This is a genomic window from Ktedonobacter racemifer DSM 44963 (genome assembly GCF_000178855.1).
Classification (GTDB): Bacteria; Chloroflexota; Ktedonobacteria; order Ktedonobacterales; family Ktedonobacteraceae; genus Ktedonobacter; species Ktedonobacter racemifer.
Window position 1 is genome coordinate 3,134,695 of record NZ_ADVG01000001.1, and the last position, 22,912, is coordinate 3,157,606.

Sequence of the window (22,912 nt, forward strand, 5' to 3'; positions counted from 1 at the left end):
ACAGGAAATGATGACTTTTTACCTACTCGCTATCAGGTATTTAGTCCTGTCTTGACAGAGCAAACCGAAGTATTTACGCTACAAACGAGCATATTGCGTAACAAACAGATAGGCACTTCCCAATGAAGGACCTTTGGTCGAGAGAAAAGAGGACACACGAACCTATGGCTCAGAGCTATTGCGACTTGGCCCGCGAGCATCCGCTGCACCAGGCATACCATGATCAGGAGTATGGTTTTCCCCTCGCCACCGACGCCGCCCTCTTCGAGCGCCTGGCCCTGGAGATCAACCAGGCAGGTCTCTCCTGGCAGACTATTTTAAAGAAGAAGGAGAACTTTCAGCGCGCCTTTGAAGGCTTTGATCTTGATCGAGTTGCGAGTTATGGACCACAGGAGGAAGAGCGGCTCCTCAGTGATGCGGGCATCATTCGCAATCGCCTGAAGGTCCGCGCTGTGATTGAGAATGCGCGCCGCCTCGTCGTCCTGCGAGAGCAGCATGGCTCCTTCGCGAACTGGCTCACGCTTCATCATCCTCTAAATAAGGAGCAGTGGGTCAAACTCTTCAAAAAGAACTTTGTTTTTACGGGTGGCGAGATCGTCAATGAATTCCTCATGAGCACAGGCTATCTGCCCGGCGCGCACCAGGACAGTTGCCCCATCTATCACCAGATCCTGACCCTCAATCCCCCCTGGTCCCAACAATAGCCACGTACGCCAGAGCGCAGCTCCAGTAGCCACGTACGCCAGTAGCAGGCCCGCTCCTGGCGTACGTGGCTACTCTGTTATTGTTATCGCACTGGTGGGCGGTAGTTCTCGACTTTGATGGTATCAACCTCTTCAAGTGGCACATTCTGATTGTACTCAGGCGTTCCACGCTCGACTGTGTCTTCATCGTGGAAACTTGCTGCCGGGAGCGAGGACTGAGCTTGCGTATCCCCCGGCTGCAATTGTGCCATGCGCTCGGTCGCGTCATAGGCGCCATGCTGCTTCAGCATCTGCCGTGCCTCGTCATAGCGCTCATTGCTCTTCACGGTGACAATGGTGCGACCATGCTCCAGTTCTCCCTGATAGTAATGTGCCTCGTCTTCGGGTACGCCCATACCAATCAGCATACCCACAAAGCCACCCGCCATAGCTCCCAGCGCGGCTCCTCCCAGCGCGGCAAAGATGATCCCACCCGCGATGGCAGGGCCCACACCCGGAATGACTGAGATCGCGACAGCCGTCAGAACGCTGCTTAAGGCACCACCGCCGATGGCGCCTGCCGCCGCCCCAATCGCGGACTCGGTCGAGATCTTTTTCTCGCTCTCCTGAGTATCAAGATGACGATAGAGAAAGCCTATTTGCTGATCCGTAAAGCCCGCCCGGCGCAAATCCTCCAATGCCTCCTCGGCCTTTTCCCGCTTCTCAAAGACACCGATCACCATGGGTTGTGCCATAACAGACATCGATTCATCTATATTCATTTGCACCTTCACTTTCACGCATAACCATTTTTATATCAACATACATAGATACACGTATGCGAAGCGCAAACCGCTCCTGTCGCCAACAGTCTGATACACTATTATACAGCTTTCCGCTTTTCTTGCAATTTATTTCATTACATCCGTCAACACAAAAAATTTCCTTCATCTACATACACATACATCAATATTACAAACAAGTATTAGCTAAACTGATACTTCTTAAACACATCGAAGGATGCTCCTACAGCCATTGACAGATTAGCTTGATTAGGAATACTATGTTCGGGATAGCATTACTTAATAATCAATGCTATACAACACCTCGTAAAACGTGCCTATGTTTCGGCACCCTGTAGAAGGAACACTTACCATGTCTAACATGCATGAAATGCCCAACCATCGATACAGCGATCATGACTCCACTGAAAGCGATCTAGAAGCTCTCCTCCTAGGTGGAGTAGAGTCACAGGATCAGACCCAGCAACCATTTGTTCATGCAGAGGCGGCATCGCCTGCGCCCTTTGAAGGTGAGGAGGATGAGGAGGACAGGGAGGTATACCCGGACCATGATGTTCAGGGTGCATTAGGGCTTTTCGCGGAGGCCGCACAGGATATGACCACAGCCACGCTTGAAATTGGCCTGGGGCGTCATTTTGCCTGCGCCGATTACTGCAACCAGGTGGCGGAAAAGGCTGCGCAAGCCGTGAGCTTGCTCAACATTGGCCGCCGCTCTCCATATAATCATGACCTGCACGCACTGGGCGCACAGGTTGGAGCACCGGACTCAATTCAAGAGGAGATGGCCCGGCTCTCGCCGTTTCATCCCGAGACGTTCTACGCCGATACCCCTCCTGAAGAGGCCGATGAGGTCATCAGTGCCGATGAAGCGAGTAGCTATATTCAGAGCGCTCGCACAGTCCTACGCTGGGCACGTAATATTGTTTTGACAACGTAGTCATTGGTCGCGATTTGTAGCGCGACCAGGGTCCTGGCACGCAGGAAAAGGTACGCCTTATTCTTGACCTGTCGATGTGACAGAAGACAGACCATGGCAGGACCCACAAGCACAAGTGGAGGACACATCTTCATGACGCAACAGATCACACACACACAATTGGAGGAGGCTGTCAAACAGTCTCCGCGAAAATGGGTCTATCTCTTTAGCGAGGGCAACGCCTCCATGCGTGCCCTCCTCGGTGGTAAGGGTGCTGGCGTGGCCGAGATGACTAATGCTGGTCTGCCTGTTCCTCCTGGCTTTACAATCACAACCGAGGTCTGCAATGCCTACTACGAGGAACAGAAACAGTTCCCCGCTGGTATGTGGGATCAGGCCCTCGCCGCGCTGCAAATTGTCGAAGCACAGACTGGTAAACAGTTTGGAGGTCGGGAGAATCCACTCCTGGTCTCGGTTCGCTCCGGAGCGAAGTTCTCTATGCCCGGTATGATGGATACGGTGCTGAACCTGGGTATCAATGATGAAACCGTACAAGGCCTCATCGCCCTAACACAGGATGAGCGCTTCGCCTATGACGCCTATCGCCGCTTCATTCAGATGTTCAGCAAGATCGTGTTGAATACTAATCCCCAGGACTTTGAACATATCCTGGAGATCTACAAGCAGCGCACGGGCGCAAAGACGGATGCCGAGATTCCCGCTCAGGCCCTTAAAGAGCTAGTCGTCGAGTTTAAGCAGGTCGCGGAGCGAGCCTCGGGACAGCCCTTCCCCACAGACGTCTATGAACAGTTGCGCAAGGCAATCGAGGCCGTCTTCGCTTCCTGGAACAATAAACGCGCCATCGACTACCGCAACTTCAACAAAATTCCGCACAATCTAGGAACAGCCGTGAATGTCCAGAGTATGGTCTTCGGCAATATGGGCAGTGATAGCGGCACAGGTGTGGCCTTTACCCGCAACCCCTCAAACGGCGAGCACGAGATTTTTGGCGAGTATTTGCTCAATGCACAGGGTGAGGATGTGGTCGCTGGTATTCGTACGCCATCAAAAATCAGCCGCCTGCACGAAGACCTGCCCGAAGTCTATCGCCAATTCCTGGAGATCGCTAAACTCCTGGAGGCGCACTACCGCGATATGCAGGACCTGGAGTTTACGGTCGAGCATGGTCGGCTCTACATGTTGCAGACACGCTCAGCCAAGCGCAACGCCAGGGCCGCGATCAAGGTCGCCGTGGATATGGTGCGCGAGGGCTTGATCACGCCTGAAGAGGCCCTGCAACGCGTTGAACCCGCGCATGTCTACCAGCTGCTCCTGCCCCGCTTTGATGAGTCGGAGAAGCGAAAGGCCACGACGGAGGGCCGTCTGCTCGCAAAGGGCCTGAACGCCTCGCCGGGCGCGGCCTACGGTAAAGCTGTCTTCGACGCGGATCGCGCCGAGGAACTGGGCAAAGCCGGGGTATCTGTCGTACTGGTGCGCCCGGAAACCAGCCCCGATGACGTACATGGCATGCTCGTTGCCAAGGGTATCCTCACCGCACGCGGTGGTGCGACCAGCCACGCCGCCGTTGTGGCACGTGGCCTGGGTCTCCCCTGTGTCGCTGGCTGTGAGGGCATCCGCGTCAGTGATAGCGAGCGTCTCTTCCGCGTCAACAATTCTAATATTGTTATTCGTGAGGGCGATGACATTTCGATTGATGGCGCGACGGGCGAGGTCTTCCAGGGTCGCATTCAGACTGTTGATCCCGATTTCGCCAGGGAGGAAGACTTACAGACACTGCTAGGTTGGGCCGATAAGGTACGTAAGCTTGGTGTCTGGGCGAATGCCGACTACCCACGCGATGCACAGCGCGCCGTCGCCTTTGGAGCCGAGGGCATTGGCCTCTGCCGCACCGAGCATATGTTTATGGAGCAGGAGCGCCTCCCCATCGTGCAGAAGATGATTCTCGCACGCAACCCCGAGGAGCGCCAGGCCGCGCTCGATCAGTTGCTGCCCTTCCAGCGCAGCGACTTTAAGGGCATCTTCTCGGCCATGGTCAGTCCCACAACGGGCGAGGGCTATCCAGTCGTTATTCGCCTGATCGATCCACCACTGCATGAGTTCCTGCCCTCCTATGAAGAGCTCCTGGTCGAGGTCACTCGCCTGGAGACCCAGGGCGGACACGAGGCGGAACTGCAAGAGAAGAAGACCATGCTCGAAGCCGTCGGCTCTATGCGTGAGATGAACCCCATGCTGGGCCTACGCGGTTGTCGCCTCGGCCTGCTCTTCCCCGAGATCAACATCATGCAGACACGCGCCATTCTGGAGGCCGCGGCCGAGCTGGCGCGCGAGGGCAAGAAGCTCCAGCCAAAGATTATGATTCCGCTGGTCGGCCACGTCAATGAGCTACGCGAGGTCCGGAGGCAGTTGGAGGGCGTCGCAGCTGAGATAGCGCGCGAGTCTGGTGGCGCCATCGCGTACAAGTTTGGCACCATGATCGAGGTTCCACGCGCCGCCGTGACCGCCGATCAGATCGCACCGGTCTCCGACTTCTTTAGCTTCGGCACCAACGACCTGACGCAGACCACCTTCGGCTACAGCCGCGACGACGCCGAGGGCAAGTTCTTGCTCAAGTATGTTGATGGCTTGGATGTCCCCGGTCAGAGAGACAAGGTTAAGATTCTGCCCGCCAATCCCTTCCAGACCCTTGATCGTGAGGGCGTGGGCCAGCTGGTCGCCATGGCCGTGGCCAAGGGGCGCCACACCAACAAGGATATTGAGCTGGGCATCTGCGGTGAGCATGGCGGTGATCCTGAAAGCATCGCTTTCTGCCACCAGGTCGGGCTCGACTACGTGAGCTGCTCGCCCTTCCGCGTTCCCGTCGCACGCCTGGCCGCCGCCCAGGCCGCGCTGCATCAGTCCGAGCGCGATAAATAAGTGTAGACATCAGAGAAAAAGCGGGTCGAGGCGTACGCCTCGACCCGCTTTTTCTCTGATGTCTGTTAGCCCATTAGCGGCCAGCGCTGACCCACACCTCTCTCTTCTTTCTACTAAGCAACCCAGTAGTGGTTGACAAAGAGCATGACATTGAGGCCCCACAGCGGTAGCATAAGCGCAAGGTAGGCTTTGTCAAAACGTGGGTACTTACTCCAGACGGCGTGGATCATCGTCACAGGAAAAATAACTACGAGATAGCGTGGGAATGATGCCAGCGTATTAAACTGTGGATAGCAGAGAGGAAAGAACGCCATAACCAGGGCAAAGAGCATATAGTGTAAAGGAAGGCGCCTCCAACCCAGGGCAAGAGTCAATAGCGGCAGCAAGACAAAGGCTAAATCCATCGGATTAAACCTGGCACGCAGGGTGGGATCAAAAATCTGCTTGATACCAAACCAGATGGGCTGCCAGGGAAATGCAAAATCCCGCCCCCATGTAGCCTCCTGCTTGCTAAAAAGCAATGGATCGCCTTTGGCATACCACAGGTAGAGCATATAGCAACTCAGGCCAAACGGAATCAGCACAATAGGCAGTAGCGCACCCACCTTTTCGCGCCAACGCTCTAACTTTAACGGCAAAGGAAATACATAGCGCCGTACATATACGATGATATACGGCAGAGCCAGGAAAATACCCGCTGAACGCGTCATAGAGGCCAACATTCCGCATAGCCCCGCCAGCCACCAATCGTATTTGCCTCCACGAAGCCAGAAATAAAAACAGAGCAGACATAGCAGTAAGAAGAGCGGCTCGGTATAGGCCGCGACAAAAAAGATCGCGAAGGGGGTAAATGTCAGGTACCAGAGGGCATTTCTGGCAATGGAGGCTTCAAACTCCTGCTCTAACAATTTGTAAAAAACGATTAAGGCCAGGAAAAAGAAGAGGTTTGAGAGCACCATACCCGTCAAAAAATAGACCAGAAGAGAACCGCCGAACAACATACCTACGCTATGGATCAATAAGGGCCAGAGCGGGAAGAATGCCGTATCTCGGGTAATGCTATAACCATGCATAGCAATCTCAACATACGCAAGCACATCATAGCGCATCCAGGAAAAGAGACAATCATGCACCGAAATAGAGCAACCGTGCCACTTCCACTCCCCAGGCAGAGGAAAACGCGTTGTTCCAAGATAAGTCAGGATAATGGCGAGGAGACGGCTCAAAGCAAAGGGCCAGGCAGCCTCTTGCCAGGCCCTTTTCCGCACTGATAACACACGCATAACCTCCATGCTTCGTATTGATGGGCTTCTAGATGAGCTTCTAGTATAGCAGAGTACGGATATTAATGCATTTTGAGCAGAATCTTGAGCATGCCTTTCTGCTCAGCCTGGCGAAAAGCTTCCACAGCATCCTCGAAGGCGTAACGAACACTGACAAGAGGTCCAACATCTATGTGCTTCTGGCGCAAGGCTCGCAGGGCTGGCTCGAAGGGTCCACAGCGCGATCCCTGCACGCGTATCTCGTTAACGACGATACGGGAGAGATCCAGCGCGCCTTTCTCCGCGACAGTACTCTTGAGTACAATCGTTCCGCGTGGCCGCACCAGGCGCAGAGCCATGTCAAGGCCCTGTTCCGAGCCGGTACACTCCACCAACAGATCGAGACGCTCGCCCTCCTGCACCAGGCGTTCAGTCTCAGCTACTGTTTGCGTTACAATGCCTCGCTTGCGCGCAAGGGCCAGCTTCTCCTCGTGTTTCCCTGTCATCCAGACCTCGCCCCCGCTCAGAGCCAGGACCTGGGCCGCCAGTTGCCCCATCTTGCCATCGCCAAGTACCAGCATGCGCATACCGGGCGTGATATGCACCTGCTCCAGCATCTCAAAATTGGCCGCGAGCGGCTCCACAAATACCGCCTCCTCGTCGCAGACCTCGTCGGATACCAGGTGTAGATTCTCAACGGGCAGGGTGAGATAGTCGGCAAAAGCGCCATCCCTGCCCACAATCCCCAGTGCCGCTCGCCGAGGGCAATGCGAGTATATTCCCTGGCGACAATACCAGCATTGCGCGCCGCGACAGGGAATATTGATCTCACCAACTACACGCTGACCCAGCAAATGGCTATATTGCCCGCGCGCATCAAGCCCCTGGATCGCCTCGACCACCCCAACAAATTCATGCCCCAGCACCCCCTGAAAGCCTTTATACCCTCGCGTAATCTCCAGGTCTGTATTGCAAATGCCCGCCTGCATAATCCGGATCAGCGCCTCGCCCTCTCCAGGCTGTGGCTGTGGGTGGTCATGTTCTAAGGCCAGGCCTTGCGCTCCATACACTAACGCGCGCATGTGATCCTTTCCTCCTGTCAGTTTGTTTGAAGCTTGTAAATTCCCATGTCCCTGATTATACTGTCCCTACATACATGCACTTCTATAGAATATATTTCATTTCCGCGTTCGACACATTAGTACTTTGTTCAATTTCGTTTGAAAGGGATTCATACCGCCTGCGGCGGGAGGGGAAAGGGACGCAGAGGGGTTGCGCCCCTCTGCACTCCCCTCTTTTCCTTTTCAAGTGAGCTTTAACAGAACAGTAGCATCCCATTATTAAGAAAAGGGAGTACTCATATGTCCTTTGATCCCAATGAGCCAACCCTGTCCACTGATATACCTCTACCACCTACAACGCCTGCGCAAGCCACACCGTCACATATTCCCTCTGGGCAGTATCAGGCTCCACTACCTGCCTATCAGGGCTATCCCTACCCGCGCTGCCACCAGCGGGTCCATTCCCTGCTCCAGGCATGCCACGCTATCCCTACCCAGTTATGCCGCCGCCACGCAAGAAGTCCTCGCTCCTGTGGCTCTGGATTACGCTTGGTGTGCTGGGAGGTGTGACCCTCCTGGGATGTGGTATCTGTGGTGTCTTTGGCTACTTAGGCGTCAGCCTGGTCCAGTCTGACACGGTACAGGCTCCGACCAGGGTCACCCTCTACTATCAATCATTGCAGACAATGGACTATACTAAGGCCTATACCTATGTATCGCCAGGTGCGAGCTTCTCGATCACGCAAGATGATGGGAATACCACTCAGATTTCTGACGAAGAGACCTTTACAAGTGCCGCACAAAGCGCCGATCAACAGCTGGGAAGCATTGAAAGTAGCAGCCCCCGTCTGGTATCATTGAACAATACCGTCGCGAAAATTGCGGTAACGGTCACACGTACCAACAAAGTGTACGTTGTTCACCTCACGCTCAATAAGATAAATGGCAGTTGGAAGATTGTGGAGGCCGATGGCATCTAGCATCTCTCCCCGCCCTAAGATCTTATTCCGAACCCCTATTCGGAGGCGCGCGCCACTTGCGTAGCTAGCGCTTCGCGCTCAAGGTTTTCGGAGAAGAAGTACAAGGGTTTTCACACAATGAATAACTATGACCTGATTGCGCCTTTTTATGATGCCGAACACGCCCAGTTCAGCGAAGATTTCGATATGTATCGCAACTTCGCTGAACTCTGCGGCGGCAAGATTCTAGAGCTGGCCTGCGGCAGTGGCCGCGTCCTGCTTCCCCTGGCCGAGGATGGCTACGAGGTTACGGGCGTCGATACCTCAGCGCAAATGTTGGACCTCGCACGCCAGGCATTAGACCATGCTGGCCTCAGCAATCGTTGTACCCTGGTACAGCAAGATGTCTGCACTCTGCACCTGGAGCAGAAATATCGCCTGGCCTTTATCGCGCTTGGCTCCTTTGCACACATTACATCACGCGTCCAGCAGAAACAGGCCCTGGCCACCATTCGTGCCCATCTCTCAATGGGTGGCACCTTCATTCTGGACATTAGCAACGGTGACCTGCGCTATATGGAGGGTATGAGTGGGCAGATGCTACACCAGGGAACCTGGCAAGCGGATGATCAAACCTGGCTCTCCCACTTTGTCAGCCCGGCCGCCTCGCATGATCGCCACCTGCTGGAGCTAACGCATTTTTATGATCAGCATCACCAGGGCGGACCCGTTCAACGTACGGTCGTCACGACACATCACTACCTCTTCGAACGTGGAGAGATTGAACTCCTTTTGGAGCAGGCAGGCTTTCAGGTAAAGGATATCTATGGCGACTATGACCTGGCGCCCTACCAGCTAGAGAGTCCACGCCTGATTTGTATCGCCGAGGCTCGATAACACACCTTATTCACAACGCAGAGAGGGGAGAGGCATATGCAAGTACCGCACCCATGGAATCTGAGCTCTGAGGCGGCAATCGCCCTGCAACATGAACTGGCGCAGCATATTATTCTTGAGGATCAGGTGGGCGAGGTACGCTACATCGCGGGAGTCGATATGGCCATCCATGAAGAGCATAATATGGCTCAGGCAGCCGTGGTGCTCCTCTCCTTCCCCGACCTGGAGATTGTGGAGCGGCACATCTACGAGGAGCCGATACAGATGCCTTATGTGCCGGGTCTCCTCTCATTTCGCGAAGCGCCTAGCGTCCTGGGCGCCATACGCAAACTACGCCAGAAACCCGACCTGGTCATGGTAGATGGTCAGGGCATCGCTCACCCCAGGCGCATCGGCATCGGCGCACACCTGGGTCTCTGGCTTAATATCCCCACTATTGGCTGCGCCAAGTCGCTACTGGTCGGACACTACGATAAAGAGGCTCTCGACGAAGAGGCTGGCTCCTGGGTTCCTCTCATCTATAAAAAAGAGGTTATAGGTGCCATGGTGCGCACACGCACACGTGTTAACCCCATGATTATCTCACCAGGGCATCTCATTAGCCTGGAGACCAGCATCCGCTACGTTCTGGCCTGTAGTAAGGGCTACCGCCTGCCGGAGCCAACGCGCCTGGCCGATAAGCTCTCCAAAGACAAAACCTGGGTCGAGCCAGAAGCGTCAGAGCAGCCTACCCTGTGGTCATAGAATAAAGCTGAGAGCGACGCTGCTGAAGCACGCGTCTACATATAATGGCGCGATACGCCCGTATCATTATATGTAGACGCGTGCTTCAGCAGCGTCGTGCCACTACTCTCGGCTCGCGGCCTTCTGCCGCTTTGCCCCTTCCAGGATGGGCAGTGTGAAGTAGAAAGACGAACCCTTGCCTACCACGGTATCAAAGCTGATGGTGCCGCCATGCTGCTCCACGATCAATCTGGCGATTGAGAGACCCAGGCCATACCCACCCATTTTCGATTGCTGGCTATGGTTGGATTGGTAGAAGCGCTCAAAAATATGTGGGCGATCCTCAACCTGAATACCATAGCCGGTATCGGTGACACTGATCATCTGAAAGCGTGCATCATGCACGCTGGCCGTAATAGTCACCGAGCCACCGGGTGGCGTATATTTAATGGCATTGGAGATCAGGTTATTTAAGACTTGCTTGATGCGCTGTGGATCAACATATAAGAGAGGTGTCTCGGGCACAATCTCCAAGACAAGCGCAACCCCCGCCTTCACCGCCTGCGGCTGCAAGCTCTGCGTCACCAGGCGAACCAGCTCTAGCAACTGTACGCCTTGCTGCTTAGTTTCAAACTGCCCCAGGTCCGAGCGCGTCATAAACAAAATGTCTTCGACGATTGAGATAAGCTGCTGAACCCCCTCTTGAGCGTATCCCAGGTAGAGGCGCTGTTCATCATTCAACTCGCCCATATGCCCCTGCCAGAGAAGCTCAATAAAGCCGTGGACCGAGTTTAAGGGTGTGCGCAACTCATGTGAAACCATTGAGACAAAATTCGAGCGCACCTGGTTCGCTACCTTGAGGGCCGAGAGGTCCCGCAGAGCCCAAACCGCGTACGGCTCTGCGGCTATATGAATAGGAGTTACGCTGGTAGAGACCTCGCAAAAAATCTCCTCCTTTGCTCCGACCAGCAGTTCTTCGTTCTGTAGCGGCTCATCCTGTTGCAGGACCCGCGCCAGGGGACAGCTCGAAGTTCCACACAGCTCCATACGGTTCAGGTTCTTGCAGCGTAACACCTCGCGACATTTCCACAGCGTCCCCGGCTTGCCTACAGGTAAACGCAACATCTCCCTGGCCGCTGGATTACTTTCGCGCAGGCGAAAGTCTTTATCCAGAACCAGTAGCGCGTCCGGGCTGTGCGTCATAAAAGACGTAAGCACCAGCTCGCGCTCTAACGGCACCGTCTCCTCACGCTTGCGGCGCCCCCGGCGAGGCGACGCGACCGCCAGGTCATACGTCTCCTCTTCTCGATGCGTTCCTGACCCCTCTTGTGACATATCTTTCCGCACCCTGACCCCCTACATTTCCGAATGTCTTCACGTTCTTGTTCAAGCCAGCTCTTCTTCACTCGAACGCGAAAGAAATGAGCACATCCCTACATCTTTACTTGTCTACTTGTCTACTTGCCAACAAACTTATAGCCAACGCCGCGCACCGAGAGAATGTAGAGCGGCTTGTCTGGATCGTCCTCCAGCTTGACACGCAAACGACGGATGTAGACATCGACGATATTGCTGTTGTTCTCGTTATCGTTCCAGACCTCCGCCAATAATTGGTCTCTATTCACCACCTGGCCCGCGCTATGCATTAAGACACGCAAAACATGCATCTCGGTGGGCGTCAGAGTAACGGGCTGCTTCCCCGTCACGGCAACTTTCAGTTCGGCCGGGAAGAGCTCTATCTGCCCTCCACGGATACTCTGGTTGCCCGTTTTGCCACTCTTTTTGATCCGACGCAAAACGGCCTGCACACGCGCGACCAGTTCCTGGTGGTTGTAGGGTTTGCAGATGTAATCATCCGCGCCAATGTTGAACCCCTGGAGCTTCGCCTCAATGGTGTCCTGGGCCGTCATGAAAATAAGGGGGATCTCATAGCCTTCCGCCTTTAGCTTGGCGGAAAACTCAAAACCATTGATATACGGCATCGTGACATCCAGAATCAAGAGGTCCGGTTCTCGCTTCTGAATCATTTGCAAGGCCCCGCGGGGGTTATCCGCCGTTTCTACCTCGTATCCCTCTTTGCTCAGTACAAATTGCACCAGAGTATTGGCAAAGCGGTCGTCATCTACGACGAGAATGTACACAGTCTTCCCTCTCCTGTCTTTCAGGTTGCCGTGCACACTGCTGTGGGCTGTGGGCACTTCCCAATGTCCATCTAACATATAGGCAATTACCTATCACGTAATTGCCATTTACCCCATGTAAACCAGGTTAACCATTGGGTAGTAAGCGCGCATGTACGTGGGTAATAACGTCGCTACTCCCTTCCATCAGCGATCTCTCCCCAACATGGTTGCTGAAAAAAGCAGTACCACCACTCGAGGAGAATGTTTAATGTTACTGCTTTTTCTTCTTACTAATATTTTATAACCCCTATGCCTGTGTATGGTACACAGTACTATAGGTTTATGTCAAGATTACAGCCTTAAAGCCCGTACTTTCTGGATATACACCATCAAAATGGCTATATCCGCGGGGGTTACTCCCTCTACACGTGAGGCCTGCCCAACCGTCCTTGGCTGCGTCTTAAGCAGCTTCTGACGCGCCTCCGTACGCAGGTGCTGCACATCGCGATAATCCAGGTTCTCTGGAATACGCATCTCTTCCAGGCGCGAGGTGCGGCGCACCAGTTGCTCCTGCTTGCGCACATAGTTCTCATACTTGACCTGGAGTTCAACCTCTTCAGCGGTATCCTCCGGCAGGTCGGTCAGTTCCATAAAGATCCTGGACGCAGACTCCGCGCCATCCATGCTTACACGCTCTTCAACCATACGTTGCGAGAGCTGTGCGATCTGGAAGTACTTCACGGCTGGGCGCCGCAACAGTTCTTTCGCGGACATCTTCTGTCCCAGCGGAGCAATCCCCAGCGTCTCCGCGTGCTGCTCTGTAACTCTTGAGGAGGTAAAGCTCACGCTCTCCAACACCTCCAGGGTACTCTGGATGGCCTCGCGCTTACGCACTACCTGCTCATAGCGCTCATCTCCAATCATGCCCAGGCGATAGGCATGGTCGCCCAGGCGCAGATCAGCGCTCTCAGGGCGCAGCAGGAGCCGGTGCTCAGCTCGCGAGGTGTGCAGGCGATAGGGCTCACTCATGGGACGCGTCACCAGGTCGTCGATCAAGACACCGATGTAGGCTTCATGTCGACCCAGCACAAAGCCATCCTCGCCACGCGCATAGAGGGCAGCATTAATGCCCGCCATGATGCCCTGCGCCGCGGCCTCCTCATACCCGGAGGTGCCGTTGATCTGGCCCGCCAGGAAGAGGCCCGCCACGGGCTTGGTCTCCAGCGTAGGGAAGAGCTGCGTGGGCAAGACATAGTCATACTCGACGGCATAGCCGACACGCATGATCTCCGCCTTCTCCAGCGCGGGAATACTGCGCAGCATCTCCAGCTGCACATCCTCAGGGAGGCTGGTATTCATGCCCTGGACATAGACCTCGCCCGTACGCCAGCCCTCCGGCTCCAGAAAGATCTGGTGCGAGACCTTGTCGGCGAAGCGCACAATCTTATCCTCAATAGAGGGGCAGTAGCGCGGCCCAACACCTTCGATAATGCCGGTATAGAGCGGAGAGCGATGCAGATTATCACGAATAATCTGATGGGTGCGCTCGGTCGTTCGCACCAGATAGCAGGGCAACTGCGGACGCCAGCCGCGCAGGTCCTCCTCCAGCACTGGGTAGACCGAGTTTGGCTTCCCACCAGGTACCTGGATATCCTCGCGCGCCTCTGTATCCTGCGAAAAATAGAGCGGGATAGTGCTTCCTGGCTGGCGCTCCGTCTTGCTAAAATCAATCGTGCGTGCATCGATACGCGGGGGTGTACCCGTCTTAAAACGCCGCATCTCCAGGCCCAGTGCACGCAGCGAATCGGAGATACCTAGCGCCGGACCTTCTCCGGCGCGCCCGCCTGGCTGCGTTTTCTCGCCAACCACCAGGCGACCATTAATAAATGTGCCCGTCGTCATCACTACTGAGCGCGCATGATACTCCCAACCGTTGCTGGTCACCACGCCATGCATTACATGCCGCCCATCGTCGCGCTGCGTGCTCAGCAAGCGCAAGATCGTCGCCTGCCGTAGATCGAGATTTGGCTGGCTCTCCAGCACAAACTTCATCGCCAGGCGGTAGGCCTGCTTATCACACTGCGCGCGCAAGGCCTGAACCGCTGGCCCCTTACTGGTATTCAGCAGGCGCATCTGGATAAAGGTGCGGTCAGTATTGCGCCCGATCTCACCGCCAAGGGCATCAATCTCCTTGATCAGGTGGCCCTTGGCTGGTCCACCCATAGAAGGGTTACAGGGCATCAAGGCCACGCTATCCAGATTCATCGTGAGCAATAGGGTCTTGAGTCCCATGCGCGCGCTGGCCAGCGCGGACTCGCAGCCTGCGTGTCCCGCGCCCACAACGATAACATCATAATAGCCGTGCACACGCGGCTCAGAGGATATGTGCAAGCTCTCTCCACTGTTAGTCATATTTCCGTACCTGGTCGCTTCTTCTCTATGAATGTTTCTTCACTCCAACACGGCTCATATTATGCCCCAGTCGTTCACCAGCGTCAATATTTGACACACCAGCTAGGATTATTCATGTTTTCGGCGCTAATGACTGTTTCAACAATCAAGCAGAATAAAATATCGACACAACCGTCAAAAAATGATTGACGAAAGCCGCTGAACGTGCTATTATCGTGGCACACACGGGGCGATGGCGAAATGGTAGACGCAGGGGACTTAAAATCCCCAGGCTGAGAGGCCGTGAGGGTTCGAGTCCCTCTCGCCCTACCCTCTCAGGAAATCCGCTTCTCAAGCGGCCCTAGAAAAAACGCGAATTCCCACGAAAGAGTCTGAAGACTCTCTTTTTTTGCCATTTTTAGACAATCCCCAGACTAAGAAAAACATTGCTAGGTCTGGGGATCAGCATATCCCCAGACCTCCAGATTTTCGACTATTTGGCTAAACGCGCTACTTGTCTTCCTTCCGCTTTCGCTTCTTTTTGTTGGGAAGATTTAGATCTCCAATAGGCGAGTATGTTTTATGTTCTCGGCGCGCCTCAGAACTGCGATAGTCCTTTAGGTAAATCTCTGTCACTTTCACAGTACTATGGCCCATCTCACGAGCCAACTTGAACACCTCACCACCACGTTCTAGGTAAAACTTTGCAAAGGTATGCCTAAACGTATGAGCAGACACACGTACATCTTCAATACCTGTAGCCTTATCGAGCTGGTCAAGGCTTCAAGTTACCGCCGTCATGCGCGAACATGCCAGAGGTTGCGCCGATAGTTCACGCGATTGGCGCACCTAAATCGCAACTACCTACGAGCGCCCCTCTTCCATCCCAGGATCTACCAGCGAAAACCCCATCCTGGGAGATATCGCCAATGAGAAATCCTTCGCAATCAATGTAAATGGTCAGGGTGTGGTGGGAGGCAGGCTTTGCCTGCCTCCCACCACACCCTGACTTTGCCTGCCCATAGCGAGTGGCAAACTTGCGAAACTTGCGAAATAAACTGCCCTCAGCCTACTGTTTTCATTTGATGAAACGAAGTTTTTGCGTTTACCTATATGGCGAGGCTTATACTCCGAGGATACCTGAGCCATAAAAATGAAAAAGTGTTTGCCGAAATATAGAAGTGTAAGCACAATACGAGCAGTTGAAACTCTCTTGAAATGAAGGAAATTTCATAAAATAATGCGTCATAGCATGTCATGATAGTGGTTCCTACTTGTCACGATGGCTCAGTCATGTTACACTGCGCTTAAAAGATTACAACTTTTTTAGATATCGCTCGTAGAGTTTAAAGTGGCAATGCTTATTTCGTAGCCTTACCTGTTGATTGTATTGTTTAGAACGCAAGTAGTGGGCGGTGACCAATGTTAGATTCGACGGTGAACGCTTCCCACGTGTTGGGAAATATCGGTTCAGTCGCGGCACCCAAAACAACTTCACATAGAACACATAAAACCGGAGCACTTAATCCAGCAGGCGCACAGAGCGTCGCTGGTAGCAACCAGGCTAGCGCAAGCCAGGCCTGGGCGTCGCCTCAGACGGAAACGTTGAGCGATTTGCAGATTGTCTCGCTCGTTCTCCAGGGCGATCAGAACATTTTCGCATCCCTGGTTGAGCGCTATAAAGATGCGGTCCAGAACCTGGCCTATCGGATGCTTGGCAACACGACAGAGGCCGAGGATATCACCCAGGAGACCTTTGTCCGCGCCTACACTCAGTTGGCAACCTATAAGCCCGCGCACAAGTTTAGCACGTGGCTGCTTTCCATCGCCTCACACTTGGCGATTGACCAACTGCGCCGCCGCCGCTTCCTGGCTCTTCCCCTGGAGGATGTGCCTTTTCTGGAGTGGATCGTGGACGCGAATGTTGGTCCTGAGCAGTCAGCGCTACAGGATGAACAGCATGACGAGATCCAGAGTTATCTCCAGGTGCTCCCTAGCAAGTATCGCGCGGTGATTGTGCTGCGCTACTGGTACGACTTCTCCTACGATGAGATCGCGCAAGCACTCAAGCTAACGCCCGCGCTCGTGAAGGCTCGCCTGCACCGTGCTCGTGAGCTGTTGGGTCGCCATCTCAAGAAGCAAGTTACGCAGGAGGAGGTTTCACCCGATGCGTTGCAGCGAGGCTAGAGCAGGGCTGGAGGCTCAGCGCAACGGCAAGCTAGAACCAGCCAAAATACGCGAACTCAAACGACACCTTGCCGAGTGCCAGGGATGCCGCGCTTTCGAGCAGGAACTTGAGCGTGCACAAGCAGTTCACGCCTCCGAGCCACAGCTCGCTTTTGCCAGCGTCTCTACTGATCAGATCATGCAAGCGATTCACCAGCGCGCTCGCGTCAGCCAGCAGCTTGAAGATATCCGCCAGCAGCAGCACTCGCGCATTTCGCGTATACGCCCCTTTGGCACAGTTCTGGCAGCCCTCACGTTTTTCGCTTTGAGCTGTGTGCCACTGCTCCTCTTCGCGATCTTACTCATTCAGTCAGACTTCGCTGCGCCCGTGTTGTCTGCCTTGAGTGGTATTATAGAGGTCCTGGTCATTCTGGTGCAGTATATCCAGGAAGGCGTCAATCTGACCACCCATAATAGCTGGTTACTCACTGGCGTCTCGCTCGCAGTCGTTGTCATGATGGGGATGTGGCTCCATTTAATGCGCCCCCCACGTGAAGCCTGAGCAACCGGTATTATGATCTTCTGCCATGTAAGAGCATGATCAAGAGAGTGCGAGTTCCTGTATGAAGCACAACGTTGTAGGTAACCCTGTTTTTGCACGCCTTGTTTCCATCGCACGCCACTACCTCCTCCTGCTCCTTCTCTTCGCGGGTGGCCTGATAGCCTGGCACAGTGAGTCTGACCGTGCGCTCGCGGCCGAACATCAACCGCAGCCATCTTCACCATCCTCATGTACCGGAGCCTATCATAAAGCGTTCTTTGGCTCTATCGTGGTCGTGAATAGTGGAGAGGTGATTTGCAGCAATATAACCGCGTTTGGCGGAAAAATCATCATTCAGGGCCTTGTACGGGGTGATGTGGTGGCCTTTGGCAGTGACCTTATCATCAATGGCTATGTGGATGGACAGGTCACGACCTATGGCAGCAACGTCACCATGCAAAGCAATGCGCGTGTTAACGGGGATATCCGCCTCTGCGGTGGGCACTGGTTCTCTGGCCCTCAATACCAGCTACATGGTTCTGTCCTTGAATGCACCAAAAGTGTGGGACTCCTCGTTATCAGCGACCTGGGACCCGATATACGCTTCTGGTCCCTCTTGACATGGCTCGTATTAAGTGTATTACTCACAGTATTATTGCCAGAACATGTGATGCTGGTGCGCACAACGGCGACAACCAAAACGCGTCGTAGCCTGGTCCTGGGATTACTAAGTGTACTCCTGGCCCCGGCTGTTCTCGCGGTCTTGATTGCCCTTATCGTCTCTATACCGTTGGCGATTATTATCTTTGTCGGGCTTCTGACCGCCTGGACTCTTGGCACTGTAGCTATTGGCTGGCATATCGGGGCGATGCTCTTCCATAAGTTTGCGCCACAGCATCGTTATAACACACGTCTGGTACAGGTCGTAGTGGGTATCATGGTTCTGACCCTGGCCGGGTCAATCCCCTATATTGGCTGGTTGGTCTCGCTCTTCTCCGGGCTACTTGGCCTGGGTGCGGTCCTGCTAAGCCGCTTTGGCACTCGGCTCTATAGTCAACCCAAACACCCCCTACCCCTCTAATGCCCTGAGCTTTTCAAGTTATAAATACCTATCTATGCAGTGGCGGAAGGAAGAGATCACTCATGATACGAGGAAGAGGTTGAGGAAAGGACTTTTCGTTCAGGCACTATATTGACAAAACAGCATATAGAGTCGGACCAGGTGCAAGACTAGCCCTTGTTTCGCGAGTATGTTACAGTATATCTGCTCAGCCGCGAGTCCTTTTCGTTTTGCGAGACTCTTCCCCTGGGGTTACGTAGTAATAGATTGAGCACCATTAGAAATTACACTGAAAATCACGCTGGAAGGATGGGACGGACATCAGCGACAAAACTGTCGCCAGGTGACCGCCGAGGTGAACATGAGTATTGATGTTGAATTGACCGATCTTGCTTACGGAGGCGACGCCGTAGGACGCTATGAAGGGCGCGTCCTCTTCGTTCCTGGAGGTATTCCAGGCGAAAGGGTGCGCGTCGAGATTGTTGAGGAACGCAGGGGACATGCCCGAGCGCAGCTGCTTGAAATCATCCGCCCTGCGCCCGAGCGCGTCGAACCAGCCTATCCACTCATGACCGACTGCGGCTGCCAATGGCAGCATATTGCATACCCGGCTCAACTCACCTGGAAGGCCCATATTGTACGCCAGCTCCTGGTGCGTATTGGGAAACAGCCTGATGCCCTGGTCCACCCCACCATCGGGATGCCACCCACGCTCCCTCCCTGGCACTACCGCAATATCGCTCTCTTCACCATTGGACCACGCGGTGAGATTGGGCAGAAATTTACGGATAGCCACGAAGTTCAAGATCTGCCAACCTGCCCCCTGCTGCACCCGGCACTCGACCATATCTATCAACTGGTACGCGCGAAAATTATTGATTATTTTGGCGATACACGCGGCGAGATGATCCAGGGCTTTACCATCCGTGGCGCCATCGGCAAGGCGAGCAGCGGGAATCCAGGCCTCATTAACACCATCAAGGCCGTGCCTACACTGCTCACAGTGCATGCCCGCCCAGGCTCGATGATTGAGGATCCCCAGCAGCTCGCGCAAGAGCTTATGGCCATCTCGCCCGCCATGGTCGGCGTGATCATTGAGCGTGTGGGTGGACGCTATGGCCGTGTGTTTGTGGGCCAGGAATTTCTCAATGATGTGGTATTAGGCCGGCACTTCCGTGTCTCAGCGGACTCCTTCTTTCAGGTAAACCTGACGCAGACCGCGGTTCTCGTTGAGCGCGCCCTGGCCATGCTCGAACCACAGCGTAGCGAGGTCGTCCTCGATGGCTATAGCGGTGTCGGGCTCTTCTCCACCTTCCTGGCCACACGTGCCGCACGCGTGCTGGCGGTGGAATCCCAGCCCAGCGCGGTTATGGATGCCCGTGCCAGCTCTACACTCAATAACCAGAACAATATTACCTCGCTAGAGGGAACGCTTGAGCGTGTGCTCAATCAGCTTCATTATCGCCGTGAGCGTATCGACCTGGCCTTGGTCGATCCACCACGCACTGGCTGTCATCCCAAGGCCTTGCAGGCCCTCCAGACGATGGCCCCACGCGCCATCTGCTACGTCTCCTGCGATCCCAGCACACTGGCACGCGATATTGCGACACTCTGCACGGGTGGACGCTATCGCCTGGTCTCGGCCCAGCCTGTAGATATGTTCCCCCAGACGTATCATATCGAGTGCGTGGCACTTCTAGCCCGCATAGATCCCCTCAACACTCGCAGAGCCTAAAAGAAAGAGCTAGCCCCGGTTCAAGACCGGGGCTAGCTCTTTCTTTTAGGCTAATAGGATTGGACCTGGTTGGCAAGAGGAGTACGCAGACTCGTGCTCAAGACAACCTCGATACAACTGCCGGCCTCCATGATGGTTCCTGGCGGCGGACTCTGATGCAAGACATAGCCCGGCGGCATCGCGCTGGTAGGCTCAGCCTCACCCCAGACCGAGACCTCCAGCCCATACTCATGGGCATATTCCATCGCGGTCAGCAGGTCTTTATGCCGCAAGTCAGGCGCGCCACGACTCCTGGTCGTATCTTCAATTGTTTTGAGGATGGTGCCGAACCAGCGCTCCATATTCTTCTTGTCTTCATTCTCCTTTTTGGCCTTATCCACCTTCTCCTTGTGTCCACGAATAGCTGAGATCTCGTCCTGCAACACAAAGGGATGGTCAACCGACTCCAGGATGATGTTTGGGTTATTGCCCGGCGTCTCAATGTAGACATTTCCAATATCCAGGAAGCGCTCAAGGAGATTGGGCACCATGACCTTGACATCGCGAATGCTTTTGTATTCGGTCTCGATACGCTGCTCGAAGAAGAAGACGAAGTAGCGATTGATATCAATAATACGCTTATTGGTCAGGATATAGACATCATCGACATAATTCATGTAGATGAGGCCCATCGCGACCAGCAAGCCCAGAACCACTAGGCCCATAAAGAAGAGCCAGTAGCCCAGAAATGGCCCGGTCACCAGGTTAAACGAGGGCATCAGCAAGGTCAACGGCAGCACAACCAGGAGCGAGGCCGCGGGAATGATCTCATTGCGCCAGAGCACATAGCGCGAACGCTGCACATACTTGACGGTATACTCGCCGGAGGTATAGCGCACATCTGTCGGGATGCGCAAAATACCACCAAAGGTGCGCCTGGGACCCTGGAAGCGTCCCTCCTCACCTCGCAGCGGCGGCAGGTCGGCATCCGCGTTCTGTAGCTCGGGGACCGGCTTCCCTTTGGCCAGCTCTTTGAGCACATTGGCCAGGGCCGGATCTTCCACCTGCGGAATCGGGGGCTCAGGTTTCTTCTTGGCCTTGATCTCGTCCGTGATCCCCTGGATGGCGTCACGCACCTTCTTGGGGTTGGGAACCTCCTTCATGACCAGGTCGCCACCCGCCAGGTAGACGTGAACCGTGCCAAAGCCGAGGAAAAGGCCCAGCATCGAGTCGACGCCTGTACCTACCTGCTCTACCTTTTCAAGCGGCGTCTGCTGGCGTGTAGGCTGCAAGAGACCACGCGCATTGATAATGCGCTTGTTAGTAATGATATAGGTCTCATACCACCAGGCGACCAGGTGACGATAGGCAAACCAGCCTCCTACTCCCAGCAGGCAGAGGAAGAGCAGGCCATTAATTGTCCACCAGAGAGTAGTATCCCCTGGAAGGACCGTCGAGGCCCAGAGCAGGAGCACCAGCAGGAAGGCCAGGCCAATGACTGGCGCGCCTGGCTGGATCAGAAACCACCAGTGACGGCGCACAACCAAACGGACCTCTTCATCAGGCTGCTGCCCAGAAAAGGTCCATTTGTTTTTTCGGCCTTTGCGCCGAAATTGTTGCAAGTTAAAACGCTGGCGTCCAGAAGCCCAGGGATCCTGCTTTGTGGCGCTAGCGGCCTTCTCCCTGATTTTTTCAGCCATTCTTCACCTCGATGCTTCCATCTCCGAGCAACGTGCCACAAACGCGAGTTACTTCTGATCCGAAAACCCTGAGCGCGAAGCGCTAGTCACGTGAGTGACGTTGGGTTTCGGAATAAGATCTTGAAAGGCGGCCCCTGAAGCGGAGCCTATAGTACGGTACGACAGCGTAAACGCCTGCTATTTTTTGACTCCCCCACCAGCCTTCTTCGTTCGTGAAGCGATCAGGGCCACAATGACCGCAACGATGGCGATGAGGAAGAGAATAGGCACAAAATTGCCAGGATCAGGCGTCTGGACTGCAACAGTGAGAAACGATTGCCCATTGGCGCTTTTAGGGATCAGACTGCTAAGGAAGGCCATAATAAAGGCTCCCGAGACAATCCCCGGAATAACACCAATAAAGCGCTCCGCTGGCGCGCCTGGCCTTGGGAATGCCTTATTCCCAATGAAGTAGCCAAGCCCTACAACTGCAGCGAATAATATGATAGCCCCCCAGGGACCTAAGAGAAAGTTCGTCGTCGGAGTCGTAGGGGTTCCTGTGGTGTTTCCTGTTACGAGAAATCCAAAGACGGATGGAAGGCGATTCAGAAAATCGCTAAACGATTTTCCACTATCGGGGCGCACCAGGAAAATGGCCAGGAGCACAAACACAAGCGAGACCAGTTCCCTCTTCCAGCCGCGTTGAAACCCGATGACGATAAATGCCAGAATTGCTACATAGAAGCATTGCGTTTCTGTAAATGGCAAAGACATAATGTTCGTCACTCCCCTATGGCATCAGTGTTAATGGACGCAACACTACTCGCCCTCTTTGTGACTACAGGTGATATGACTCTCCCGCAATTTCCGTTCTTGCATTAAATCATACCACACGATATCTCTAAAACATAGGGCAGAATATACCAAATTTGTTTCCAAAAGCCTACATGAATCCAACTTAATAACGTACCATTACCTAAGGGCAAAAACTCGTTACTAT

General features: G+C 54.4%; 18 protein-coding genes, 1 tRNA gene and 1 pseudogene. 11 read left to right on the top strand and 9 right to left on the bottom strand.

The features are described from left to right. Nucleotides 1-164: 164 nt before the first annotated feature. Nucleotides 165-704, top strand: coding sequence for a DNA-3-methyladenine glycosylase I (locus tag KRAC_RS13300; RefSeq protein WP_007907735.1), 540 nt, complete (start codon nucleotides 165-167; stop codon nucleotides 702-704). A gap of 83 nt (nucleotides 705-787) precedes the next feature. On the opposite strand, the gene KRAC_RS61465 is transcribed toward KRAC_RS13300, so the two are convergent. Continuing rightward, entirely contained in the window at nucleotides 788-1,465 is a 678-nt protein-coding gene (locus KRAC_RS61465; protein WP_007907736.1) for a general stress protein, read from the bottom strand. A gap of 373 nt (nucleotides 1,466-1,838) precedes the next feature. On the opposite strand from KRAC_RS61465, the gene KRAC_RS13310 reads away from it, so the two are divergent. Both KRAC_RS13310 and ppdK read left to right on the top strand, forming a co-directional pair. Beyond that, nucleotides 1,839-2,423, top strand: coding sequence for a HEPN domain-containing protein (locus KRAC_RS13310; protein WP_007907738.1), 585 nt, complete (start codon nucleotides 1,839-1,841; stop codon nucleotides 2,421-2,423). A 132-nt stretch (nucleotides 2,424-2,555) separates the two neighbouring features. Beyond that, nucleotides 2,556-5,336 (top strand): pyruvate, phosphate dikinase, encoded by a 2,781-nt coding sequence (gene ppdK, locus KRAC_RS13315; RefSeq protein WP_007907739.1) that lies wholly within the window; start codon nucleotides 2,556-2,558, stop codon nucleotides 5,334-5,336. Between the two features lie 113 nt (nucleotides 5,337-5,449). Here the strand turns inward: ppdK and KRAC_RS13320 are convergent, their stop codons facing one another. Next, complete coding sequence (locus KRAC_RS13320) at nucleotides 5,450-6,613, bottom strand: mannosyltransferase family protein (protein WP_007907740.1); 1,164 nt, start codon at nucleotides 6,611-6,613, stop codon at nucleotides 5,450-5,452. Between the two features lie 68 nt (nucleotides 6,614-6,681). After that, on the bottom strand, nucleotides 6,682-7,680 hold the full coding sequence (locus tag KRAC_RS13325) for an MDR/zinc-dependent alcohol dehydrogenase-like family protein (RefSeq protein ID WP_007907741.1): 999 nt from the start codon (nucleotides 7,678-7,680) through the stop codon (nucleotides 6,682-6,684). 455 nt (nucleotides 7,681-8,135) lie between these two features. On the opposite strand from KRAC_RS13325, the gene KRAC_RS13330 reads away from it, so the two are divergent. From KRAC_RS13330 to nfi, 3 genes are all read left to right on the top strand, one after another. Next, on the top strand, nucleotides 8,136-8,639 hold the full coding sequence (locus KRAC_RS13330; RefSeq protein WP_007907742.1) for a nuclear transport factor 2 family protein: 504 nt from the start codon (nucleotides 8,136-8,138) through the stop codon (nucleotides 8,637-8,639). 117 nt (nucleotides 8,640-8,756) lie between these two features. Beyond that, nucleotides 8,757-9,515 (top strand): class I SAM-dependent methyltransferase, encoded by a 759-nt coding sequence (locus tag KRAC_RS13335; protein ID WP_007907743.1) that lies wholly within the window; start codon nucleotides 8,757-8,759, stop codon nucleotides 9,513-9,515. A gap of 36 nt (nucleotides 9,516-9,551) precedes the next feature. Further along, nucleotides 9,552-10,259, top strand: a complete 708-nt coding sequence (nfi, locus tag KRAC_RS13340) for a deoxyribonuclease V (RefSeq protein WP_007907746.1) — start codon at nucleotides 9,552-9,554, stop codon at nucleotides 10,257-10,259. A gap of 102 nt (nucleotides 10,260-10,361) precedes the next feature. On the opposite strand, the gene KRAC_RS13345 is transcribed toward nfi, so the two are convergent. From KRAC_RS13345 to mnmG, 3 genes are all read right to left on the bottom strand, one after another. Beyond that, the gene (locus KRAC_RS13345; RefSeq protein ID WP_007907748.1) at nucleotides 10,362-11,573 is read right to left on the bottom strand and encodes a PAS domain-containing sensor histidine kinase; all 1,212 of its coding nucleotides are present in this window, start codon (nucleotides 11,571-11,573) and stop codon (nucleotides 10,362-10,364) included. A 122-nt stretch (nucleotides 11,574-11,695) separates the two neighbouring features. Further along, nucleotides 11,696-12,379 (bottom strand): response regulator transcription factor, encoded by a 684-nt coding sequence (locus KRAC_RS13350; protein WP_040442483.1) that lies wholly within the window; start codon nucleotides 12,377-12,379, stop codon nucleotides 11,696-11,698. Between the two features lie 333 nt (nucleotides 12,380-12,712). Next, nucleotides 12,713-14,773, bottom strand: a complete 2,061-nt coding sequence (mnmG, locus tag KRAC_RS13355) for a tRNA uridine-5-carboxymethylaminomethyl(34) synthesis enzyme MnmG (RefSeq protein WP_007907756.1) — start codon at nucleotides 14,771-14,773, stop codon at nucleotides 12,713-12,715. Between the two features lie 226 nt (nucleotides 14,774-14,999). Between mnmG and KRAC_RS13360 the strand changes: the two genes are divergently transcribed. After that, nucleotides 15,000-15,082 (top strand) — tRNA-Leu (locus KRAC_RS13360). A gap of 180 nt (nucleotides 15,083-15,262) precedes the next feature. On the opposite strand, the pseudogene KRAC_RS79470 reads toward KRAC_RS13360, so the two are convergent. Continuing rightward, nucleotides 15,263-15,517, bottom strand: a pseudogene (locus KRAC_RS79470) (site-specific integrase); the annotation flags it as partial. 657 nt (nucleotides 15,518-16,174) lie between these two features. Between KRAC_RS79470 and KRAC_RS13370 the strand changes: the two are divergent. The 4 genes from KRAC_RS13370 (at nucleotide 16,175) to rlmD (ending at nucleotide 20,254) form a co-directional block, all read left to right on the top strand. Then, the gene (locus tag KRAC_RS13370; protein WP_007907757.1) at nucleotides 16,175-16,939 is read left to right on the top strand and encodes a sigma-70 family RNA polymerase sigma factor; all 765 of its coding nucleotides are present in this window, start codon (nucleotides 16,175-16,177) and stop codon (nucleotides 16,937-16,939) included. Continuing rightward, nucleotides 16,920-17,480 carry a hypothetical protein gene (locus tag KRAC_RS13375; protein ID WP_007907759.1) on the top strand — a complete coding sequence of 187 codons (561 nt, stop codon included), beginning with the start codon at nucleotides 16,920-16,922 and terminating at the stop codon, nucleotides 17,478-17,480. Before KRAC_RS13370 ends, KRAC_RS13375 begins: the two co-directional genes overlap by 20 nt. 61 nt (nucleotides 17,481-17,541) lie before the next feature. After that, the gene (locus KRAC_RS13380) at nucleotides 17,542-18,540 is read left to right on the top strand and encodes a DUF8173 domain-containing protein (RefSeq protein ID WP_007907761.1); all 999 of its coding nucleotides are present in this window, start codon (nucleotides 17,542-17,544) and stop codon (nucleotides 18,538-18,540) included. Between the two features lie 340 nt (nucleotides 18,541-18,880). Then, the gene (rlmD, locus tag KRAC_RS13385) at nucleotides 18,881-20,254 is read left to right on the top strand and encodes a 23S rRNA (uracil(1939)-C(5))-methyltransferase RlmD (RefSeq protein WP_157506426.1); all 1,374 of its coding nucleotides are present in this window, start codon (nucleotides 18,881-18,883) and stop codon (nucleotides 20,252-20,254) included. Between the two features lie 50 nt (nucleotides 20,255-20,304). Here the strand turns inward: rlmD and KRAC_RS13390 are convergent, their stop codons facing one another. Both KRAC_RS13390 and KRAC_RS13395 read right to left on the bottom strand, forming a co-directional pair. Then, nucleotides 20,305-21,933, bottom strand: coding sequence for a PH domain-containing protein (locus KRAC_RS13390; protein ID WP_007907765.1), 1,629 nt, complete (start codon nucleotides 21,931-21,933; stop codon nucleotides 20,305-20,307). A 177-nt stretch (nucleotides 21,934-22,110) separates the two neighbouring features. Beyond that, nucleotides 22,111-22,686, bottom strand: coding sequence for a CvpA family protein (locus KRAC_RS13395; RefSeq protein WP_007907767.1), 576 nt, complete (start codon nucleotides 22,684-22,686; stop codon nucleotides 22,111-22,113). Nucleotides 22,687-22,912 lie beyond the last annotated feature (226 nt).